Annotated in this window: 15 protein-coding genes; 10 read left to right on the forward strand and 5 right to left on the reverse strand. The window is 71.0% G+C overall.

The features are described 5' to 3' along the window. The first annotated feature begins 17 nt into the window (after positions 1 to 17). From OV427_RS15865 to OV427_RS15905, 9 genes are all read left to right on the forward strand, one after another. The gene (locus OV427_RS15865; protein WP_267856955.1) at positions 18 to 1,868 is read left to right on the forward strand and encodes a sensor histidine kinase; all 1,851 of its coding nucleotides are present in this window, start codon (positions 18 to 20) and stop codon (positions 1,866 to 1,868) included. Between the two features lie 262 nt (positions 1,869 to 2,130). Further along, positions 2,131 to 3,966, forward strand: coding sequence for a cytochrome C (locus OV427_RS15870; RefSeq protein WP_267856956.1), 1,836 nt, complete (start codon positions 2,131 to 2,133; stop codon positions 3,964 to 3,966). 30 nt (positions 3,967 to 3,996) lie between these two features. Continuing rightward, positions 3,997 to 5,160 (forward strand): FIST signal transduction protein, encoded by a 1,164-nt coding sequence (locus OV427_RS15875; protein WP_267856957.1) that lies wholly within the window; start codon positions 3,997 to 3,999, stop codon positions 5,158 to 5,160. 4 nt (positions 5,161 to 5,164) lie between these two features. Further along, positions 5,165 to 8,101 (forward strand): response regulator, encoded by a 2,937-nt coding sequence (locus tag OV427_RS15880; protein WP_267856958.1) that lies wholly within the window; start codon positions 5,165 to 5,167, stop codon positions 8,099 to 8,101. Further along, positions 8,094 to 8,504: a response regulator gene (locus OV427_RS15885; protein ID WP_267856959.1), complete on the forward strand. Its 411-nt coding sequence runs from the start codon at positions 8,094 to 8,096 to the stop codon at positions 8,502 to 8,504. Before OV427_RS15880 ends, OV427_RS15885 begins: the two co-directional genes overlap by 8 nt. 123 nt (positions 8,505 to 8,627) lie before the next feature. Continuing rightward, positions 8,628 to 9,479, forward strand: a complete 852-nt coding sequence (locus OV427_RS15890) for a tryptophan 2,3-dioxygenase family protein (protein WP_267856960.1) — start codon at positions 8,628 to 8,630, stop codon at positions 9,477 to 9,479. 223 nt (positions 9,480 to 9,702) lie between these two features. Next, the gene (locus OV427_RS15895) at positions 9,703 to 10,749 is read left to right on the forward strand and encodes a methyltransferase (protein ID WP_267856961.1); all 1,047 of its coding nucleotides are present in this window, start codon (positions 9,703 to 9,705) and stop codon (positions 10,747 to 10,749) included. 87 nt (positions 10,750 to 10,836) lie between these two features. After that, on the forward strand, positions 10,837 to 11,310 hold the full coding sequence (locus tag OV427_RS15900; protein WP_267856962.1) for a hypothetical protein: 474 nt from the start codon (positions 10,837 to 10,839) through the stop codon (positions 11,308 to 11,310). Between the two features lie 176 nt (positions 11,311 to 11,486). Further along, a complete protein-coding gene (locus tag OV427_RS15905; protein ID WP_324289961.1) occupies positions 11,487 to 12,215 on the forward strand; it encodes a dienelactone hydrolase family protein in 729 nt (242 codons plus the stop codon). 253 nt (positions 12,216 to 12,468) lie between these two features. Here the strand turns inward: OV427_RS15905 and OV427_RS15910 are convergent, their stop codons facing one another. Further along, complete coding sequence (locus OV427_RS15910) at positions 12,469 to 13,158, reverse strand: response regulator transcription factor (protein WP_267856964.1); 690 nt, start codon at positions 13,156 to 13,158, stop codon at positions 12,469 to 12,471. A 388-nt stretch (positions 13,159 to 13,546) separates the two neighbouring features. On the opposite strand from OV427_RS15910, the gene OV427_RS15915 reads away from it, so the two are divergent. After that, the gene (locus OV427_RS15915) at positions 13,547 to 13,957 is read left to right on the forward strand and encodes a response regulator (RefSeq protein WP_267856965.1); all 411 of its coding nucleotides are present in this window, start codon (positions 13,547 to 13,549) and stop codon (positions 13,955 to 13,957) included. A gap of 20 nt (positions 13,958 to 13,977) precedes the next feature. Here the strand turns inward: OV427_RS15915 and OV427_RS15920 are convergent, their stop codons facing one another. The 4 genes from OV427_RS15920 to OV427_RS15935 all read right to left on the reverse strand — a co-directional run bounded on the left by OV427_RS15920 (position 13,978) and on the right by OV427_RS15935 (position 19,523). Next, positions 13,978 to 15,282 carry an ABC1 kinase family protein gene (locus OV427_RS15920; RefSeq protein WP_267856966.1) on the reverse strand — a complete coding sequence of 435 codons (1,305 nt, stop codon included), beginning with the start codon at positions 15,280 to 15,282 and terminating at the stop codon, positions 13,978 to 13,980. Positions 15,283 to 15,390: 108 nt separating this feature from the next. After that, positions 15,391 to 17,229 (reverse strand): serine/threonine-protein kinase, encoded by a 1,839-nt coding sequence (locus tag OV427_RS15925; RefSeq protein WP_267856967.1) that lies wholly within the window; start codon positions 17,227 to 17,229, stop codon positions 15,391 to 15,393. Positions 17,230 to 17,916: 687 nt separating this feature from the next. Next, entirely contained in the window at positions 17,917 to 18,453 is a 537-nt protein-coding gene (locus OV427_RS15930; RefSeq protein WP_267856968.1) for a hypothetical protein, read from the reverse strand. A gap of 263 nt (positions 18,454 to 18,716) precedes the next feature. Further along, positions 18,717 to 19,523 carry an ABC transporter permease gene (locus tag OV427_RS15935; RefSeq protein ID WP_267856969.1) on the reverse strand — a complete coding sequence of 269 codons (807 nt, stop codon included), beginning with the start codon at positions 19,521 to 19,523 and terminating at the stop codon, positions 18,717 to 18,719. Position 19,524: the final 1 nt, after the last annotated feature.

Below are 19,524 nucleotides of genomic sequence, written 5' to 3' on the forward strand. Positions count from 1 at the left end.
CTGGGGGGGAGTGCCAAATGATGCGCCGTTGGACGTTTGCTCAGCGAGTAGGGGCAGGTCTGTCCGCATGCCTGCTGGCCGGGGTGCTGCTCCTCGGGACGCTGCTGTCAGCAGTCTACGGACACCTCATCACCCAGGAGGCCACGCCCGGCGCGCTGCCCCAGGCGCTGGTGGCGGGGCTGGTGGGACTGGCCGGAGTGGGCGCGCTGGGCTTCGTGCTCCACCGCTCCCTGGCGCCGCTCCATGCGCGGCACGAGCACAGCGAGCAGCGCCTGCAGCTCCTCATGGACGGCGTGACGGACTACGCGCTGTGCTTCCTCGACAGGGCCGGCCGCGTCACCGCGTGGAGCGCCGGCGCGGCGCGGCTGAGCGGCTGGTCGGAGGCGGACGTCATCGGCCGCGAGGCGGACCGGCTCTACCCGGAGGACGAGGTCGCCGCGGGTGTGCCCCGCGCGCACCAGGAGCGCGCCGCGCGCGAGGGGCGCCTGCTGGCCGAGGGCTGGCGCGTGCGCCGCGACGGCACGCGCTTCTGGGCGGAGACGCTGCTCACCGGGCTGCACGACGGCCGTGGCCGGCTGCGCGGCTTCGCGCAGGTGACGCGCGACATCACCGAGCGCCGCCGCATGGAGCGCGCCCAGTCCCTCTTCGCCGAGGCCGGCCGCGTCCTCCAGCCGCTGTCCGGCGCACGCGAGGTGGGCGAGGCCCTCACGCGCCTGTGCGTGCCCGAAGTGGCGGACGCCTGCATCCTCTTCGTCCCCGGTGAGGACGGCACCGTGCGGCCGCAGGCCGTGGCGTGCGCGGACATGGAGGCCGCCGGCCGCATCTGGGAGCCGCTCCTGCGCTGCCCGGATGACGGCGAGGTGGGTCCCTCGCGCGTGGTGCGCACCGGCCGCGGCGAGCTGCTGCCCGAGTTGGACGCGGCGCGCACGTCGCAGGCGCTGGCCGGCACCGCGTACGGCGAGCTGCTGCGCACGCTGGGCGTGACGTCCGCCCTCACCGTGCCGCTGGCCGTGGGCACGCGCGTGCTGGGCGCGCTGTGCCTCATGTCCACCGGCCCGCTCCGCCGCTTCGGCGAGGTGGACCGCGCCTTCATGGAGGAGCTGGCCGCGCGCGCCGCGCTCGCGCTGGACAACGCGCGCCTGCTGGCCGAGGCGAAGGACGCGCTCGAGCTCATCGGCGTGGCCGCGCACGATTTGGGCAACCCGCTCAGCTCGCTCCAGCTCCGGCTGCGGCGGCTGCGCATGCTGGAGGGCGCCAACTCGCATGACCCGCGCATGCGCGACGGGCTGGCCGGGGCGGAGATGGAGACGCGGCGCCTGGGCCGGCTGGTGCACAACCTCCTGGACCTGTCGCGCCTGTCCGCCGGCCAGATGGTGCTGGACACCGAGGAGCTCGACCTGGCGAAGCTGGTGCGCGAGGTGGTGGAGCGCCACGGCGACCAGGCCACCGCCGCCGGCTGCTCCCTCACCCTGCGCGTGGACGAAGACGCCACCGGCCTCTGGGACAGGCAGCGACTGGACCGCGTCGTCACCAACCTCGTCAGCAACGCCCTCAAGTTCGGCCGGGGCCAACCCGTGGAGGTGCGCGTCCACGCCGACAGCGACCATGCCCGCTTCACAGTGAAGGACGCCGGCATCGGCATCTCCACCGAGGCCCAGCAGCGCCTCTTCCGCCGCTTCCAACGCGTCCACGACGGAGGCCACCACGCCGGCACCGGCCTGGGCCTCTACATCGTCCGCCAACTGGTGGAGGCCCACGGTGGCTCCATCCACGTGCAGAGCCGCACCGGGGAGGGCGCGGAATTCACGGTTGAGCTGCCTCGGACGCCGTGCACCGAGGCCTGCCTGCCCACTGAAGCCCGAGCGTGACTTTGGAGCCCGACTTCACGCTCGGTCGCACGCCTATCCACCCGGCAACACTAATGGTTTGGATTACAGTGGATCTTTCGCCCCTAAGTTGAATCGCTCTGTTCATTGCAGATATTCTTCGTACGGCTAAAAAGGCTCGAACCGGGGAAACCCGGAAACGGGAGAGACCCCGCCCTCACCGCCCTTCGGGCGACGGGCCACAGGGTCCGCTGGCCGGGGGCGCCATGAAGGCGCCTTCAATCAACGTACGAGGAGATTCACCATGGGTGGTCTTGGAGCCCCCCGGGCGAGCCGCGAGCCGTGTGCTTCGCGCATGCCCTCCGTCCTGGCGACCTGCCGCGCAACCCTCCTCGCATCCCTCGCGAGCCTGATGCTCGCCTGCGGCGGTCCGGACGTTTCAGGCGATCTCGGAAGCGACGTCGGGTTGGAGGCGCAGGGGCAGGCGGTGACGGAGTCGGACGCGGAGCGGTCCGGCGCCATCAAGCCGGTGGCGCTCGCCCTGGAAGTGAACAACGGCGAGGGCAAGCTGGTGCGCGTGCGCGCGGGCGGCACCTTCTACATCAACCAGATCGACATCCGCGCCGTGGTGCAGGCCACCACGGACGAGGGCCTCAAGTCCCTGCGCACCGACAGCGACTTCGCGGGCCTGGGTTGGACGGGCGTGCGCGTGGCGGACCAGGAGTCCACGGGCCTGGGCGCGCCCTTCACCCGCCGCCGTTTCTACCGGGGCGCCGCCTGGATGGACGTGCCCAGCTTCTTCACGGTGGAGCCGGTGGACCAGCACGGCCGCCTCACCGGCGCGCCGGTGCTCGTGAATGCGGGCAGCGAGTACACGCGCCGCACGGAGAGCGACGACTTCTTCGTCCGCCGCTTCCGCGCCATCCAGACGGCCACGGGCTGCGCCACCAGGACGGACTGCTCGGGCTCCACGTCGTTCGAAGAGGAGGCGCTCGTCGAGCTGCGCAACGCGTATGACCACGCCAGGGCGCACACGCTCACCTTCCAGCCGAACACCCGCGCCCTGCGCCTGCGCTGGAGCCTGCGCCCGTTCGCGCCCTACGAACTCCCCGTCGAGCAGGTGAAGAACCCCGAGTACTCCTACGGTTTCAAGGTGGAGCTCGCGGCCCTCACCCCGCCGCGGCCGAACGGAACCTATGCGCCGGGCAGTGACATCACCTTCCAGCTCACCCTGCGGGACGGGGCGGGCAAGCGCCTGCACCCCAAGGGCGTGCTGCCGCCCTACAACGAGGTGGCACCGGACGGCACCGAGTCCGGCCTCCAGTACTACCGGGCCTTCTTCGACGCGACGACGACGTACTACCGCCGCAAGCACCGCGAGCGCATGTTGATGGCGCAGGTCATCGGTCCCGCGCAGAACATCCAGCCCATCCGCTCCATCGTCGGGCTCGGCGCGTTCCTCGACCCGGACATCGACGCGCAGGTGGTGGGCCTCCCGCAGCGCGACGGCGTCTACTCCCAGTTCACGACGTTCCCCTTCGCCAACGTCCTGTTCGGCGGCGCCTTCATCGACCCGAACCTCTGGAATCAAATCAACACGGACACCTGGACGTTCACCATCCCCTCGAACGCCGCCCCCGGCACCTACCTGGTGACGGCCAAGGGCCGCCGCGTGTACCTGGGGGAGGACCTGCCCGGCTCCACGACGATGGAAATCCAGGTGGGCACGAAGCAGCGCACCCAGGCCACCCTCCCCACCGGCCCGTGCAACACCTGCCACAGCCAGGGTGGCGAGCTGAGCCAGGTGCTGCACGCCAATGACAACCGCGCCGCCTGCTCCGGCTGCCACGCCCCCCTGGAGTTCGAGCTGGAGGGCCCCATCTTCGTGCGGACCCACTTCATCCACTCGCGCTCCAACCGCTTCGACGCCCCCCTGGAGAAGTGCTCCTCGTGCCACCTGACGAAGGCGAGCATCCAGCGCACCAGCAAGGCCGCCTGCCTGTCCTGCCACAAGTCCTACCCGGAAACCCACGTGGCGCAGTTCGGACCCATCGAGAGCATGTATGTAGGTGGCGGGCAGGAGTCGTTCCAGCAGTGCACCGGGGCCTGTCATACTCAGCACCCGGGCAGCGGCCTCTAGCCGCCACCCGTAACAACCCGGAGGTCCCCCATGGCTCAAGTCAAGATGCACACGGCCCGCACCACGTTGAAAGAGCCGGGTGCCGCCGCGGAGGACCTCCTCAGCCAGCTGGGGGGCACGCACCCCCGGCTGGTGACGATGTTCGCCTCGCGCGAGCGCGACCAGCAGGCCCTCAACCGCGCGGTGAGAGAGCGGCTGCCGAAGGGCACGCGCCTCGTCGGCGCCACCACCGCGGGCGAGCTGGACAACACCGGCATCCACGAGGGCAGCGTGGTGTTGTCCGCGCTGTCCGGTGACTTCGAGGTGGGCCTGGGCCTGGGCAGCGGCCTGTCCGTGGACGCCATCGGCGCGGGCGCGGCCGCCATCAAACGCGCCTGTGACGACCTGGGCGTGCGCCAGCAGGACCTGGACCCGCGCAGGTACGTCGGCCTCGTCATCGACGATGGCTTCCGCTACAAGAAGGAAGAGCTGCTGCTGGGCATCCTGGAGAAGAGCCAGACGCTGGTGCTCGTCGGCGGCGGCGCCAGCGACGACAACCGCGACCCGGCGAAGCAGTCCGCCCTCATCCACGTGGATGGCGAGGTGGCCGGCGACGCGGTGCTGGTGGCCCTCTTCAAGACGAATGCTCCCTGGGCCGCGCTGCGCTCGCACTGGTACGTGCCCACCGGCGAGAAGCTCACGATTACCAAGGTGGACGAGAGCCACACCCGCGCGCTCGAAATCGACGGCCAGCCGGCCGCGAAGCGCTACGCGGAGCTGCTCGGCGTGGAGGACATCCGCCAGCTCGAGTTCGGCACCCCGCAGGGCTTCGCGGTGCGCCCCACCGCCCTGCGCGTGGGCCGCGAGTACTTCATCCGCAGCGCCTGGAAGCCCCTGGACGACGGCTCCATCCTCTTCGCCAACCTCCTGGAGGAGGGCACCGAGCTGGAGCTGATGAAGATGGGCGACATGGCCGGCATGACGCGCGCCTTCTTCACCGAGGAGCTGCCCCGCCGGGTACAGAACCCCCAGGCCGCTCTCCTGTTCCACTGTGGTGGGCGCATGTGGTACGCGAGCGCCACCAACAGCGTGTCTCAGCTCGCCGAGACTCTCCGAGCCGCACCCACCGCCGCTGGGATGAACGTGCACTTCGAGATCTACTCGGGCTTCCACATCAACACCACGCTGACCACGCTGGTGTTTGGGGCGAACTAGAGCCATGCAGAACTCCGACACTTCGGACAACGCCTCCGTCCTGCTGGTGGCGAGCGAGCGCGAGTGCCAGCAGGTGGAGGCGGCGCTCGCCAGTGCGGGCGTGTCCGTGAAGACCGAGCGAGCGACCACCGCGGCCGGGGTGGAGGCTGCGCTGTCGAAGACCTGGTCGCTCGCCCTCTGTGGCTCCGAGCTGCCGGGCCTGGGCTTCGCCGAGGTGCAGGCGCTCTGGCGCAAGTACGGCAAGGAGCTGCCCTTCGTGGTGCTCTCGCGCGACTGGAGCGAGGACACGCTGGAGGCGAGCGTGCGCGCCGGCGCGCTCGACTACGTCACCGAGGACCGCTTCAGCCGGCTGGCCCCGGTGGTGCGCCGCGAGCTGCGGATGACGGCGGACCGCCTCCGTCACAGCAAGACGGCGGAGGACCTGCAGCGCACCAACTACCTGATGGAAAACATCATCGACTCGCTCCCCTTCGTCCTCTTCGTGAAGGACGCGGAGACGCGCCGGTTGGTGGTGGCCAATAAAACCTTCGCGGACATCTTCCGCGTCACCAAGCAGTGGCTGCTCGGGAAGCTGGACCACGACTACTTCCCGAAGGAGCAGGCGGACTCCTTCGTCGCCATCGACACCGAAATCCTCACCACCAAGCAGATGAAGTCCTTCGAGGAGGTGGCCCGGGCCGACGGCGTGGACCGCATCTTCGGCACGCGCAAGATTCCGCTGATGGACGAGCACGGCGAGGCCCGCTTCGTGCTCGGCGTCACCGAGGACATCTCCGAGCGCAAGCAGCGCGAGGAGATGCTGCGCGCGTCGCAGGCGGAGCTGCTGGCCGCCAACAAGCAGCTCGCCGCCAGCCTGGAGGAAATCAAGCGCACGCGCGCCGTGTCCGCGCGCTCGCTGGCGTCCTACCAGCAGCGCGCGCTGCAGATGGAAATCATCCGCCAGCAGAACGAGGACCTGGACCGGCTGGCCCAGGAGCTGGCCATCGCCAAGCGCAACGAGGAGGAGCGCGCCCGCGAGGCCGAGGCCGCCGCCCGCCTCAAGAGCGAGTTCCTGGCCAACTTCAGCCACGAAATCCGCACGCCCCTCAACGGCATCATCGGCTACTGCGACCTCCTGATGCGCGAGGAGGGCAGCCGCCTCACCGCCCACGGCCGCAGGGACCTCAACGTCGTCAAGACGAACGCCAAGACGCTGCTGGCGCTCATCAACGACATCCTGGACCTGTCCAAGATTGAAGCCGGCCGCGTGGAAGTCGTGACCGAGCAGGTGGACGTGCAGGAGCTGGCCGACGAGTGCATGGCCACGGTGAAGGAGTACCTCAAGGGCAAGGACGTCACCCTCTCCACGAACATCGACCCCGAGGCGCGCCTGCTCCGCTCGGACGCGCTGAAGCTGCGGCAGATCATGCTCAACCTCCTGAGCAACGCCGCCAAGTTCACCGACTCGGGTGAGGTGGCCCTCAACCTGGTGCCCGCCGGCGACGAGGTGGTGATGACGGTGGAGGACACCGGCGTCGGCATCCCCGCCGACCAGCTCCCCTTCATCTTCGAGAAGTTCCGCCAGGTGGACGGCTCCACCACGCGCAAGGTGGGCGGCACCGGCCTGGGCCTGGCGATTGTGCGGGAGCTGTCGCGCGTGCTGGGCGGCACCGTGTCCGTGACGTCCACCCTGGGCCGCGGCTCCACCTTCACCGTGCGCCTGCCCAACCAGTTGGAGGCGCCGGCCGGCATCGCCTCGGCGACCCACCCGTCCGAGCGCGCGGTGCCCGTGTACGAGGTGGCCCAGCACCTGGGCGCCATGGCCCAGCCGGGCAGCACCGTGCTGGTGGTGGACGACGACCCGCTGATGCAGCAACTGGTGGCGGGGCAGTTGGAGCCTGCGGGCTTCAAGGTGGTGGGCGCCGAGGACGGCATCGCCGCCCTCAAGCGTGCCCGCGAGCTCAAGCCGCAGGCCATCCTCCTGGACATCCACCTGCCCAAGCTGGACGGCTGGTCCGTGCTCAGCCAGCTCAAGGGCGAGCCCTCGCTGTCCGGCATCCCCGTCATCCTCATCTCCGTGGAGGAGCAGCGGGCGCGCGGCTTCTCGCTGGGCGCGTGCGAGTACCTCGTCAAGCCGGTGGAGCCCGAGCGGCTGGTGGAGGTGGTGCAGCGCAGCCTTGGCCAGACGGCGGGCTCCTCCGCCCACGCGGGCGAGGTGCTGGTGGTGGACGACGACTCCGCCACCCGCGAGCTGGTCAGCCGCAACCTGCGCCGCGCCGGCTTCTCCACCGCCGAGGCCCGCAGCGGCGAGGACGCCCTGCTCAAGGCGCGCGTCTCGCCGCCAGCCCTCGTCGTGCTCGACTTGATGATGCCCAACCTGGACGGCTTCGAGGTGCTGCGCCGGCTGCGCGCGGAGAAGCTCCAGGTGCCCGTCGTCGTCCTCACCGGCAAGACGCTGTCCTCCGAGGAGGAAGCGCTGCTGCGCGACGGCTTCGCCGGCTTCGTGAAGAAGGGCGGCCACGCGCTGGAGGACGTCATCGCCCAGGCCAAGGGCCTCCTGCTGTCCCAGCGCGCCGCCACCGCCGGCAAGCTGCCGCGCATCCTCTACGTGGAGGACAGCGCGCAGAACCGGGACATCGTCCGGCGCTACCTCGGCGGCTTGTTCGAGGTCATCGAGGCCGAGGACGGCGAGCACGGCCTGGAGCGGGCCACCCGCGACAGCCCGGACCTCATCCTGATGGACCTCTCCCTGCCGCGACTGGACGGCTGGGAAGTCACGCGCCGCCTGCGCGCGCTACCGTCCGCGGCCAACGTCCCCGTCATCGCCGTCACGGCGCACGCGGGACGCGAGTACCAGGACAAGGCACACGCGGCCGGCTGCACCGCGTACCTCACGAAACCCCTCGATCGTGACCAGTTGCTCGAGATGATTCGCAAGCATCTAGGGAGAAACAATGGCTGAAGAAAAAGCACGCGTCCTGGTGGTGGACGATGACCCGGACCTGCTCGACCTCGTACAGCGCTCGCTGAGCTCCTACGGGTTCGAGGTGCTGACGCACACCTCGGCGCTGGGCGTCTCCAACCTCGTGCGCTCCGTGGAGCCGGACTTCGTCCTCATCGACGTGAACTTCCCCGCGCTCAAGGGCGACAAGGTCGTCAACCTGGCCCGCCAGTACGCGTCCGCGAAGACGAAGTTCATCCTCTACTCGGCCTCGGACGAGTCCAAGCTCCGCTCGCTCGCGCTCGCCTCGGGTGCCGACGGCTACATCTCCAAGAGCGTCCAGGGCGAGGAGCTTGCCCAGCGCCTCCGCGCCTTCCGCCTCAAGCCCCGGCCCCCCACCCCCAACCCGGCCCCGGTCACCTGAGACTTCAGTTCAGCCGTAGACATTCCGAGTCCCCTACCGGCTCGGAGGTATAAGCAGCACCTTCCGAAGTCCCCCTCCGGAGGGCCCATGAACACGGCCTCTGATTACAGTCCTGCTGAAAAGTTGCGCCTTGAACTCTCGGAGCCTCTCTTCAACCCCCTGCTGAAGAAATGGGTGGGGCGGGGCGAGCTGGACTACGAGGTGTACCTCAAGACTCCGGTGTTGCTGTCCCTGCAGGCGGGGGAGGGAGAGCGCGTCACGCACGACGAGCTGCTGTTCCAGGTGGTGCACCAGGCACAGGAGCTGTGGCTGAAGCTGGCCTCGCGCGAGGCGGTGGAGGTGGTGGCGGAGCTGGACGCGGGGAAGCTGTGGGCGGCCTCGGCGCGGCTGGAGCGCATCCAGCGCGTGCTGCGCTCGATGGTTTCCGAGATGGCCGTGCTGGAGACGATGACGCCGGACACGTACCAGGTCATCCGGCGCAGCCTGGGCAACGGCAGCGGCCAGGAGTCTCCTGGCTACAACATGCTCCGGCATGCGGCGGGTGGGCTGGAGGCGGCGCTGGAGCGACTGCTGGCGCTGCGCGGGGTGGCGCTGAAGGCCGTCTACACGGCCGGTGGGCCGGACGACCTCAAGCGGCTGTGCGAACAGCTGATGGATGTGGACGAGGCGTTCCAGAACTGGCTGTACGCGCACTTCCAGCTGGTGCGCCGCACCATTGGCGTGGACCGCTCGGTGAAGGCGCTGGACGGGCTGCCCTCGCAGGTGCTCGCGGGGCGGATGACGCTGCCGCTGTTCCGCCAGCTGTGGGACGTGCGAGTGGAGCTGACGTCCTCGTGGAAGCGCGAGGGCGGCATCGCCCCGGGCGCGCTCCGCGACGGCTGCATGCACGCGGGGCCCGGGGCCTACGCGGCGGCGGCCCGTGCCGCGGGGTGCCCGGCGCACGCCGGGGCCTCGTTCCCTCCCGCGGAGCGGTGAAGACGCCGCGCATGCGGGAAGCGCCGTGCAGGAGGACGGCGCCTCGCATGAAAACCGCGCCGTGCATGCGAACGACACCTCGCATGTAAGCGGCGCCTCGCATGCGAACGGCACCTCGCATGCGAACGGCACCTCGCATGCGAACGGCATCTCGCATGCGAACGACATCTCGCATGTGAACGGCGCTTCGCATGTGAACGGCACCTCGCGTGATGGAGAAGCCATGACCGCGGACAGTCCGCCCCCGTCTCCCGCCCCGCCCTCCCCGCGCGCGCTGCTGCACCTGCTCTTCAACGGCGTGCGCGCCGTGGACGTGGTGGAGACCTCCCTCCAGCTCGGCCTGCTGGACGCGCTGGAGCCGGGCCCCGTCACCCTCGGCGAGCTGGCCTCCCGCCACCACCTCATCCCGGGGCGCCTCTACAAGCTGCTCGACTGCCTGGAGAGCCTCGGGCTCGTGAAGCGCGAGCAGCCCTCGGACGCGCTGGAGTCCGCCACGTACCGCGCGGTGCCGGGCCTGCGCGCGGCCGCGGACGCCGTGCTGGGCCCGCGCTCGCTGGAGAGAGACCGCGAGAAGTACGCCTGGAGCGAGCTGCGCGGGAAGCTCCCCCAGGTGCTGCGCGGCGAGCACGCCATGCCCGCCGCCGCCTTCGACTGGCCCCCGCGCACGCCCGAGCAGGTGGAGGGCTTCGAGGCCAGCATGGCCGCGGGCCTGCCCCCCATCCTCGAGACGTTCCGCACCCACGGCCCGCGCCTGTGGAAGCACGGCGCGCGCCTGCTCGACGTGGGCGGCGGCGACGGCACGCTGGCGGCGCACCTCGTCCGCGAGCACCCCGGCCTCGCCGTGGACGTCTACAACCTCCCCGCCACCGCCCCACTCGTGGCGCGCACGCGCGAGCACCACGGCCTGCCACCGGAGCGCCTGGGCTTCGTCGGCGGCGACTTCCTGAAGGAGCCGCTGCCCCGCGGCTACGACGCGCTGTCCTTCGTCCGCGTGCTGCACGACTGGCCCGCGGACACCGCCCGCGCGCTGCTGGAGGCCGCGTGGGAAGCGCTGCCCTCCGGAGGCCGCGTCCTCATCTGCGAGGAGTTCCGCACCCCGGAGCGGCTGGCCGCGCAGTTCTTCTGGTCCTACTTCCTCATCGGCGTGGACTCCTGCGTCAGCCGGCTGCGCGAGGTGGAGCACTACCTGCGCGTGCTGCGTGAGACGGGCTTCACCGGGGCCGAGGTGCTCCCCGGCCCCTTCGAGCTGGTCGTCGCCACGAAGCCCTGACGGCGGCATGTCAGGCCCGCGTCGTACGAAGGGGTGATTACCCGCTCCTGCAACGGAGCCCACGCTGGTCGGAAGACCGAGGTGCGGATGCTCTCCAAGAACCAGCTGGACCTGTTGCGTGAGCTCATCTTCCTGGACGCGGACGCGGCGGCCTCCCATGCCGCCGCCCTCCAGCGCGTCGAGCTGCCCTCGCTGCGCCCCCACCTGGAGGCCTTCCGCGACGAGCACCTCCAGCACCTCGCGGCCCTCAACGCCTTCCTCGTGCGCCAGGGCGAGCCGCCGCTGGTGCCGTCCCTGGAGGTACGCCACGGGCCGCTGGTGGGCCCTCCTTCCCCCGTAAAAACGAAAGCCCCCATCCGAATCGAGGCGGCCCTCACGGCCGTGACGGGCTGCGAGCATCTGGTGGACCACAGCTACGCACTCGTACTCCGGGAGGAGTGGCCCCCGGAAGTCGCCGCCCTGCTACGCTGTCACCATGAGGAGGAACGCCAGCACTCGCTCTGGCTTCACCGCACCCTGGGCAGACGCCCCTGGGAGCCGGCCCGCCTCGCCCTTCCCTGAGGCCGCCCGCCTGCCCTCCCGCCCCCCGACGGGATGGCACGGGCCCTGCAGTCCCACTCACTCGTGGAGTGGGCAACTTCGAGGCTGACGCAGTCCGACAAAAGGAAGGACTCCGCATGAAGAAGCAGGGTTCACGCAGGTCGGATGAGGGTGCTGGGAAGGCGGTTCGAGGACTCGTGACTTCGGTGGGGAGCCCGGGGACGTGGACGCCGCCCGCGAACAACGGCGAGGTACGGGTGCCGGTGGACGAGGGCGTGGAGCTGCGCGGCATCCTCCAGGTTCCGCCGGCCGCCTCGGGCGTCGTGGTGCTGGCGCGAGGCCATGGCAGCAGCCGGCGCGGCGCCCGTGACTTGACGGTGGCCCGCCTCCTCCAGGCGGAAGGGCTGGCCACGCTGGCGGTGGACCTGCTGACGGCGGCGGAGGAGGAGGCCTGGCGCGAGCGGGACCTACGCTTCAACGTGGGCCTCTTCGCCGGGCGCATCGCGAGCGTGGCGCGCTGGCTGCGGCGCGCGCCCCGCACCAGCGGCCTGCGGGTGGGCTACCTCGGCAGCTACACCGGCGCGGGCGCGGCGCTCGCCGCCGCGGCGCTGCGCCCCGAGTCCGTGGACGCCGTGGTGTGCCGCGGCGGGCGGCTGGCGATGTCCGGCACGGTGCTGTCGCGCGTGCGCGCGCCCACGCTGCTCATCGTCGGCGGGGACGACACGTCCGCGCTGGAGCCGCACCGCCGGGCCTTCGCCGCGCTGAAGTCGGAGAAGCGACTGGAAGTCATCCCCGGCGCCACGCACCGCTTCGAGGAGCCCGGCACCCAGACGCAGATGGTGGAGCTGGCCGGGCTGTGGTTCCTCCAGCACCTGGGCGCGCCCCGCTGGGAGACGCAGCCCGAGTCACGGGCCCTGGGCGTGTAGCGAAGGAACGCGGGACCGGGGCAGCCCATCGGGTCTGCCCCGGCCCACCTGGGGACATCCAACGAGCCCACGGTTCCCGCCGCCGGGGGGAGACTCACGGCGGGCTCCGAGGCTGGGTCCACGATGCGCTCCTCGCGAGCGCGCGGATACTGGCCCGGAGTCGAATGCCCTGGAGGACTCGTACGCCAGGGTGATGGGGCTCCCGCGACACCCGGCCCCGGAAGCGAGGCCTCCCGTCACGCGGTGGGCGCCGCTAGACGCTGGCCGGGCGCTGCACGCCGAGCTGACACGCGAGGACGGCCAGCTGCGTGCGGTTCTCCGGCCCCAGCTTCTTGTAGATGCTGGTGATGTGCGCCTTCACCGTGCGCTCGGTGATGCCCAGGCACGCGGCAATCTTCAGGTTGTCCGCGCCCGCGGCGATGTAGCCCAGCACCTCGCGCTCGCGCAGCGTCAGCTTGCCCAGCTCTCCTCCGGTGGACACCGGCTCCTGCTGCGGCTGGAAGCCCTGGAAGGGAGAGGTCCACGCGAGCCCCAGCGGCATCAGCCGTTCGCCGCGCGCCACCCGCTGGATGGCCTCCACCACCTCGCTGAGGCCCACGCCCTGCTTCCAGAGGTAGCCCGCCGCGCCCACGCTCAGGCACTGCTCCACCACCGCCGAGTCCCGGTCCCCCGACATCACCAGCGTCTTCACGCCGGGGTAGAAGTCGTGCAGGCACTGCAGCGCCGTCAGTCCGCCGGCCTTCTCGTCGCGCCCCGCGACGTCCAGCCGCAAGTCCAGCATCGCCACGTCGGGCACCGACTCCCGCACCCGCGCCAGGAAGGGGGCCGTCTGGGAGCAGCTCGCCACGACCTCCATGCCGACGCCTTCCAGCACCGCCCCCAGACACTCCCGGAAGACCTGCTGGTCATCCAGGATGGCCACCCGGATTCGCGCCCCATTCATGGATGTCATCCTCTAGGAATCCCCGCCCTCGACGTGCTCCGTGGCACCGCACGAGCACCCGAGATGTATCCCTCCAGGGTGAGGGCGCACGAGTCCCCCGCCCGGCGGGCCCGCGCCCGCTGTTCAGGAAAGGATGTTCAGGAGACGTCCAAGGTTGTCTGGACAGGACAGCGAGGCCCGGTTCCAACGCGCCACGTGTGCCGGGCAGCCGGGCGAGCCCCCGCACATGGGCGGGCCGAAGACTTCCTGGACGCTCATGTTTTGCGTGATTTATTCCCAGGGCGGTGTCTCCCGACCCGGGGCAGTCCCCGGGGGGTGGCGACAGGAGACCACGGGTGCGGGATACTTCGAGCACGCAGCCCATCCGCACGCTCAAGGGGGAGGAGCCATGCCGGAGACGAAGATTCGCGTCCTCATCGTAGACGACGACCAGGATCAGCTCGCGCTGGCCGAGCGCACGCTGTCCGCATACGGCTTCGAGGTCCGCACCCACCGCTCCTCGCTGGGCGTGTCCAACCTCGTGCGTACCTCGGCACCGGACCTGGTGCTGCTGGACGTGAACATCCCCGCGCTCACCGGTGACAAGGTGCTGGCGCTGGCGCGCTCCCAGGCTCCAGCGGGGACGAAGTTCATCCTCTACTCCGCCTCGGACGAGTCCAAGCTGCGCGCGCTGGCGCGCGAGTCCGGCGCGGACGGCTACATCACCAAGAGCGTGCAGGGCGAGGAGCTGGCCCAGCGGCTGTCGGCGCTCCACCAGAAGGCCCGCGCCGCCGCCGAGGCCACCCCGGCCGCGCGGTAGCGCGCGCCCGCTCGGGCCCTTCAGCCCAGCAGCGCCGCCACCTCCAGGAAGACGCCGCGGAAATCCCCCCGCGCGCCCAGCAGCCGCAGGTTCTGCACCAGTCCTCCGGTGGAGCGGAAGAACATCACCGCCTCCGCGGGCGGCTTGATTTTGAGGAAGCGCGGCGCATTGCGCGCGAAGTGGTTGCGCAAATCCCTGCTGATTTCACACGTCGCGTAGTCGTACGGCGTGGTGCGCATGGGGCGCCCGGCGATGTGGAGGATTTCCCGGATGAGCGCCTCGGCCTCCGCGTCCGGCAGCTCCGTGGTGAAGCCCACGTCGCGGGACAGGCCCAGCACGTCCATGGACTCCATCCGCGTGGCGTGACGGAACATGCGCTGGTTGGCGTCCACGAAGCGCGGGCTGAAGCGCTTGATGCTGCCGAAGTCGAGCAGGCCCAGCCGCCCGTCCGGCATCACCATGAAGTTGCCCGGGTGCGGGTCCGCGTGGATTTCGCCGGTGCCGAAGAAGGGGCCGTAGGTGGCGCGGATGAGCTGGCCCGACACGCGGAAGCGCTCCTCGTTGGACGGGCCGGTGGGCACCCAGTCCTTGAGGGTGAGCCCCTCCAGCAGCTCCAGCGTCAGCACGCGGCCGGCGCTGTGGCTGGAGAAGACCTCCGGCACATACACGTCCTTCAGCGGCGCCACGGCGCGCGCGAAGCCCTTCGCCAGCTCGGCCTCGCGGCGGTAGTCCAGCTCCAGCAGCAGCTCGTCGCGGAACTCCTGGAAGTAGGCGGAGCCGTCCATGAGCTTCGACGCCATGGACACCGTCTTCACCACCATGCCCACGTTCTGGAGGTCCTGCGCCATGGACTCGGCGATGCCGGGGTACTGCACCTTCACCGCCACGGGGCGGCCGTCGGGCAGCACGGCGCGGTGCACCTGGCCCAGCGACGCGGCGGCCAGCGGCTCGCGGCTGAAGTCGCGGAAGGCCTCTTCCGGCGGCGCGCCCAGCTCCTCGCGCACCACGCGGGCCACCTGCTCGTACGACATGGCGGGGGCCTGGTTCTGGAGGCGGGCGAGCACCTGGCGCACCTCGGGGGTGAGCAGGTCCGGGTCCATGGAGATGGCCTGGCCCAGCTTCATCGCCGCGCCCTTCAGCTCCCCCAGCGTGGACACCAGCTTCTCCGCGGCGCCCCTGCTCAGCAGCTCCGGCGTGCCTCCGGCCAGCCGCTTCGCACTGCTCTTGAGCACCTCCGAGCCCACCTGCATGGAGAGGCCCGCCAGCTTGCGCATTCGGGTGAACCGCCCCCGAGGGGGCAGCGTGTCGTCGGAGTCGGAGGGCATGGGGATGGCCGACGATTAACGCGGTGCCGCCGCCGGGACGCAAGGCACGACGTGTTTCGCCCGTGCCCGGCCGCCCTCCGTGGAGGCGGGCTCGGCGGCGCGTGCCTGCTACCGGGGAACCGGCGTGTTGCGCAGCCGCGCACGCAGCGAGCGCCAGCGCTTGAGCCCTTCCAGGTCGAGCGGGTCCAGGCGCACGGCGGACTCGTAGGCGGCGAACGCCTCCTGGAGCCGCCCCACGGACGCGAGCGCGTCGCCGGACAGCCGGTGCACGGCGGCGCGGCCGTCACGGCCGGGGTTGGACGTGAGGAAGCGGCGGCGGCAGCCCTCCAGCAGGGTGACGGTGAGGCCGGCGGCGAGGCAGCGCTCCACGCCCTCCACGTTGCCCAGCGCCGCGTCGTACTCCGCGCGCCGCTCCACGTGGCCCAGCACGTGGAAGGCCGCCTGCATGCGCTCCTCGGCCCGCTCCAGCTGGGCGCGCTGGGCCATGGAGAGGGTGCGCGTCTTCAGCGGCTCCAGCGCCGCGCGCGCCTTCTGGACGGAGGCGCGCACCGCCTCGGAGGAGGCGTCGCGCGGCAGCTCCAGCGCCGTGTAGTGGTCCCCGGACAGCCGCGAGCGGAAGCCCTGGAGGGCGCGCTCCGCCATCGCGTCCTCCTTCCCGGAGACGGGCACCGGCGTGGGCGGCTCCAGCCGCGCGCCGGACTTCATGCGCACCAGGGCCTCCTGGAACTCGGGGGACGTGTCACGCAACTGCACGCCGAAGCCGGGCACCATGCGCCAGGCGCGAGCCTGCTCCGCGGTGACGTGGCGCACCACCTGGCCTGTACAGGCCAGCTCCCCGCCGGGCAGCCGCAGGAGCAGCCCCACGTCGGACAGGAGCGGTGGAGGCGCGCCCTCCAGGTGGAGGAAGAGGCCCGCGCGGCCCATCCACTCGCAGCGCAGCTCCTGCGAGTGGGGCGCGCCGGCCAGCCGCACCCGGGCGCGGAAGGTGGCGGGCGCGGCGGACTCCGGCGCGGAGGTGAGCGACGCGACGAGGGCGGCGCGCAGCTCGGCGGCGTTGGCGTAGCGGTCCGCGGGGCGCTTGGCCAGCGCGCGCAGCAGCACGCGCGAAAGCGCCGGAGGCACCGCCGGGTTCACCTGGTGCGGCGGCACCGGCGTCTTCTGCAGGTGGCCGATGAGCACCTCCGCCGCCGTGCGGCCCGCGAAGGGCACCTGCCCGGTGACGAGGAAGTAGCCCAGCACGCCTGCCGCGTAGATGTCCGTGCGCGCGTCCACCGGCGCGTCGCCGCACTGCTCCGGCGCCATGAACTCCGGGGTGCCCAGCAACATGCCCGCTTCGGTGGTGAGCTGGCCCGCCGGCCGCGACAGCAGCTTGGCGATGCCGAAGTCCAGCAGCTTCACCCGCTGGCGGCCGTTGGGCAGCGGCACGAGGAAGACGTTGGCGGGCTTGAGGTCGCGATGGACGATGCCGTGCACGTGCGCGGCGCCCAGCGCGTCACACACCTGGGTGAGCAGCTCCACCGCGATGGCGGGGGCCAGCGCCCCCTTCGCGAAGGACGCGAGGCTCTGCCCCTCCAGGTACTCCATGACGAGGTAGGGGCGCCCGTCGCGCGTGTCCAAATCGTAGAGCGTGACGACATTCTCGTGCTGGACGAGCGTCAGCGTGCGCGCCTCGGACAGGAAGCGCGCGACGAGGTCCGGGTCCTGTGCGAGGTGCGCGTGGAGCACCTTGATGGCCACGCGCTTCTGGATGAGGGCGTGCTCCGCGAGCAGCACCGTGCCCATGCCGCCCCGGCCCAGCTCCTTCAGCAGCCGGAAGTGGCCGAGCTGCTTGCCCACGAGCTGGAAGGGCGCGGGCACCGGCGTGTGGGCCGCCACGACGCCGGCCGGCGTGCCCCCGGCGAACAGCATCGTCCCCCCGTCCACGGGCGTGTCTCGATGCGCGCGCACCCAGGTGGGGCACTCACTGAGGTCGGCGTGCGATGGCACGCAGGAGCAGTTGGCGATGGCGGATTGAGCGAACACAGGCGGGGGTGGAGACTGCCGGGTGGAGCGTGGCGGCGGGGACCAGTGCGAGACACGTGCCAGGGGTGATTCAAATCGCTCTGCGCGGAGGGTCCACAGCAAGGCGTTGATCTGGTTCGGATTTCGGACAGTGTCGCCAGCAACTCATCTCGCTGAGTCTCATGGGCCCCCGCTCCCGGGTTGCAGAAACTACAGCCACCCGGTTGAAAACATTACCGCCACCTTCGCCCTCGCGCGAAAACCATCCCACCCTCCCTAAACGCACCCGGCGCACATTGTTGTGCGGAACACGCCACCTCCCCGCATGGACGCGGGGCTTCCAAACCTTTCCGACCTCGTGGGGGATGGAGCGGTGGCGCGGTGGACGCGCGGGCGCCGTGTGCTGGCTGCGTCCGCGCGGGACGCGGCGCGGGGATTCCAGGGTCCGAGCCGAGGACACGGGCGGACTTCGCCCACGCGTCCTGCAAGGCTTCTGACGCGTCAGAAACGCGCCCGGGTGGGCGCCGGAAGGGCCGGCGTCCGGGGTCTACGCGCACGCGTCGTGAGTGGACGCGTGCGGTGGGGCCTCCCTGTTCAAGACGTAACAGGGAGGCTCCGGGCGATGCGTGGGACTCAGCCGATGATGGGCTCGCAGGAGCCCTCGGAGCCACACGTCAGCCCTTCGCAGCAGACCACGCCGCCGCCGCAGGCGGAGCCCACGGGCGCGCACTCGGGAGTGCCCGCGTCCGTCTCACCGCCGGTGCCCGCGTCCGTCTCACCACCGGTGCCCGCGTCCGTCTCACCACCGGTGCCCGCGTCCGTCCCACCGCCGGTGCCGCCGCAGGCCCCCAGCGTGTCGCCGTGTTTCGTGTGCGCCTTCAGCGCGGGCAGGCCCACGGTGATGGTGTGCGCGTTGGCCGGATTGCCAGGGGGGATGTGGCAGATGGTGATCTTCCCGGCGCTCGCCGGATTGCCCGGGGCGTCGGCGGCGTCACCCTGTCCGTCGGAAGAAGCAGGGTCCTCGGACGTCGGGGGCGCGCCCTCCAGCCCGCCGCTCTGGGGGTCGTCCGGGGTGGGCTCCCCGGTCTGCTGCGGCTGCCCACCGCACGCCAGCAGCGTGCACAGGGCCACCATCAGGGCAGACGAGGAAACGAGGTTGAGACGTCGCATTCGCGTTCTCCAGTGACAGGTGTTCGGGCGCTGCAACAGCGACGGGGACACCCCACCGTCAGGCGTTCCATCCGAGCGCGCACGTCCGGATGCCCCGAGGGGCAGCGGGTCGAGCGTCACGTCTGGAGCCGCCTGCGCGGTCCATCCAGGTGCCAGCCCCCCGCCGGTACAGCCACCACTGGCAAGAAAGACCCTCCGGCCCCGCCACCGGCCACGCGCGTCACCCTCCATGACGCGGACAGATGTGCTGGAAAAATGAACCCTTAGCTCACACTCTCGGCGCTGTAGCGGGCGATGAGGCCGGTGCGCACGGCGTAGCGGTGGACGCGTGAGAAGAAGGCGCTCGCGAGCACGATCTGCACGACGGCGAGCCCTCCGCCCCACACGAGCGCGGTGCCGGAGAAGGCGCCGCCGGAGACGAGCGTGCGCATGCCCTCGAACACGTACGAGGGCGGCAGGAACTTCGCCACGACCTGCATCCACGCGGGCAGCGTGGCCAGCGGGTAGAAGACGCCAGCGAACGGGGAGATGAGCGCGGGGATGGGCCAGACGAACCACTCCGAGGCCGGCCCCAGCCGCAGCACCACCGCGCAGCCGAAGATGCCGATGGCGATGCCGAACAGGAACAGCACGAGCAGGAACGGCACGAACATGACGCCGTACGCGGCGAAGGACAGGCCGAACACGGTGCTCGCGAGCAGGAGCATGACGGCGAGCCCCACCACGCTCGTGGCGATACTGGAGAGCACCAGCCCGCCGATGTACTCGGAGATGGAGAGCGGCGTGGCGAAGACGTTGAGGAAGTTGCGGGACCAGACGTCCTCGAAGAACACCATCGTCACGCCCTGCATGACGCGCGTGAAGAAGTCCCAGAGGAGCACGGCGCCCAGCAGCGTGTGGACGAAGTCGTGCCCGGGAGCGGCGGCGACGCTGTTGAGGTAGCGGCTCATGAAGCCCCACAGCACCATGTCGATGGCCACCCACGCGAAGAGCGGCAGGAAGCGGGCGACGCTGCCACGCAGCAGGTAGAAGTGGCGGAGCGCGATGGCGTAGGCGCGGGACGGGCGCATG

The organism is Pyxidicoccus sp. MSG2 (genome assembly GCF_026626705.1).
In the GTDB taxonomy this organism is placed as follows: domain Bacteria; phylum Myxococcota; class Myxococcia; order Myxococcales; family Myxococcaceae; genus Myxococcus.

Coding starts and splice junctions, on each gene's coding strand:
- OV427_RS15865 (WP_267856955.1), top strand. CDS start 18: ATGATGCGCCGTTGGACGTTTGCTCAGCGAGTAGGGGCAGGTCTGTCC.
- OV427_RS15870 (WP_267856956.1), top strand. CDS start 2,131: ATGGGTGGTCTTGGAGCCCCCCGGGCGAGCCGCGAGCCGTGTGCTTCG.
- OV427_RS15875 (WP_267856957.1), top strand. CDS start 3,997: ATGGCTCAAGTCAAGATGCACACGGCCCGCACCACGTTGAAAGAGCCG.
- OV427_RS15880 (WP_267856958.1), top strand. CDS start 5,165: ATGCAGAACTCCGACACTTCGGACAACGCCTCCGTCCTGCTGGTGGCG.
- OV427_RS15885 (WP_267856959.1), top strand. CDS start 8,094: ATGGCTGAAGAAAAAGCACGCGTCCTGGTGGTGGACGATGACCCGGAC.
- OV427_RS15895 (WP_267856961.1), top strand. CDS start 9,703: ATGACCGCGGACAGTCCGCCCCCGTCTCCCGCCCCGCCCTCCCCGCGC.
- OV427_RS15900 (WP_267856962.1), top strand. CDS start 10,837: ATGCTCTCCAAGAACCAGCTGGACCTGTTGCGTGAGCTCATCTTCCTG.
- OV427_RS15910 (WP_267856964.1), bottom strand. CDS start 13,158: ATGAATGGGGCGCGAATCCGGGTGGCCATCCTGGATGACCAGCAGGTC.
- OV427_RS15915 (WP_267856965.1), top strand. CDS start 13,547: ATGCCGGAGACGAAGATTCGCGTCCTCATCGTAGACGACGACCAGGAT.
- OV427_RS15920 (WP_267856966.1), bottom strand. CDS start 15,282: ATGCCCTCCGACTCCGACGACACGCTGCCCCCTCGGGGGCGGTTCACC.
- OV427_RS15930 (WP_267856968.1), bottom strand. CDS start 18,453: ATGCGACGTCTCAACCTCGTTTCCTCGTCTGCCCTGATGGTGGCCCTG.
- OV427_RS15935 (WP_267856969.1), bottom strand. CDS start 19,523: ATGCGCCCGTCCCGCGCCTACGCCATCGCGCTCCGCCACTTCTACCTG.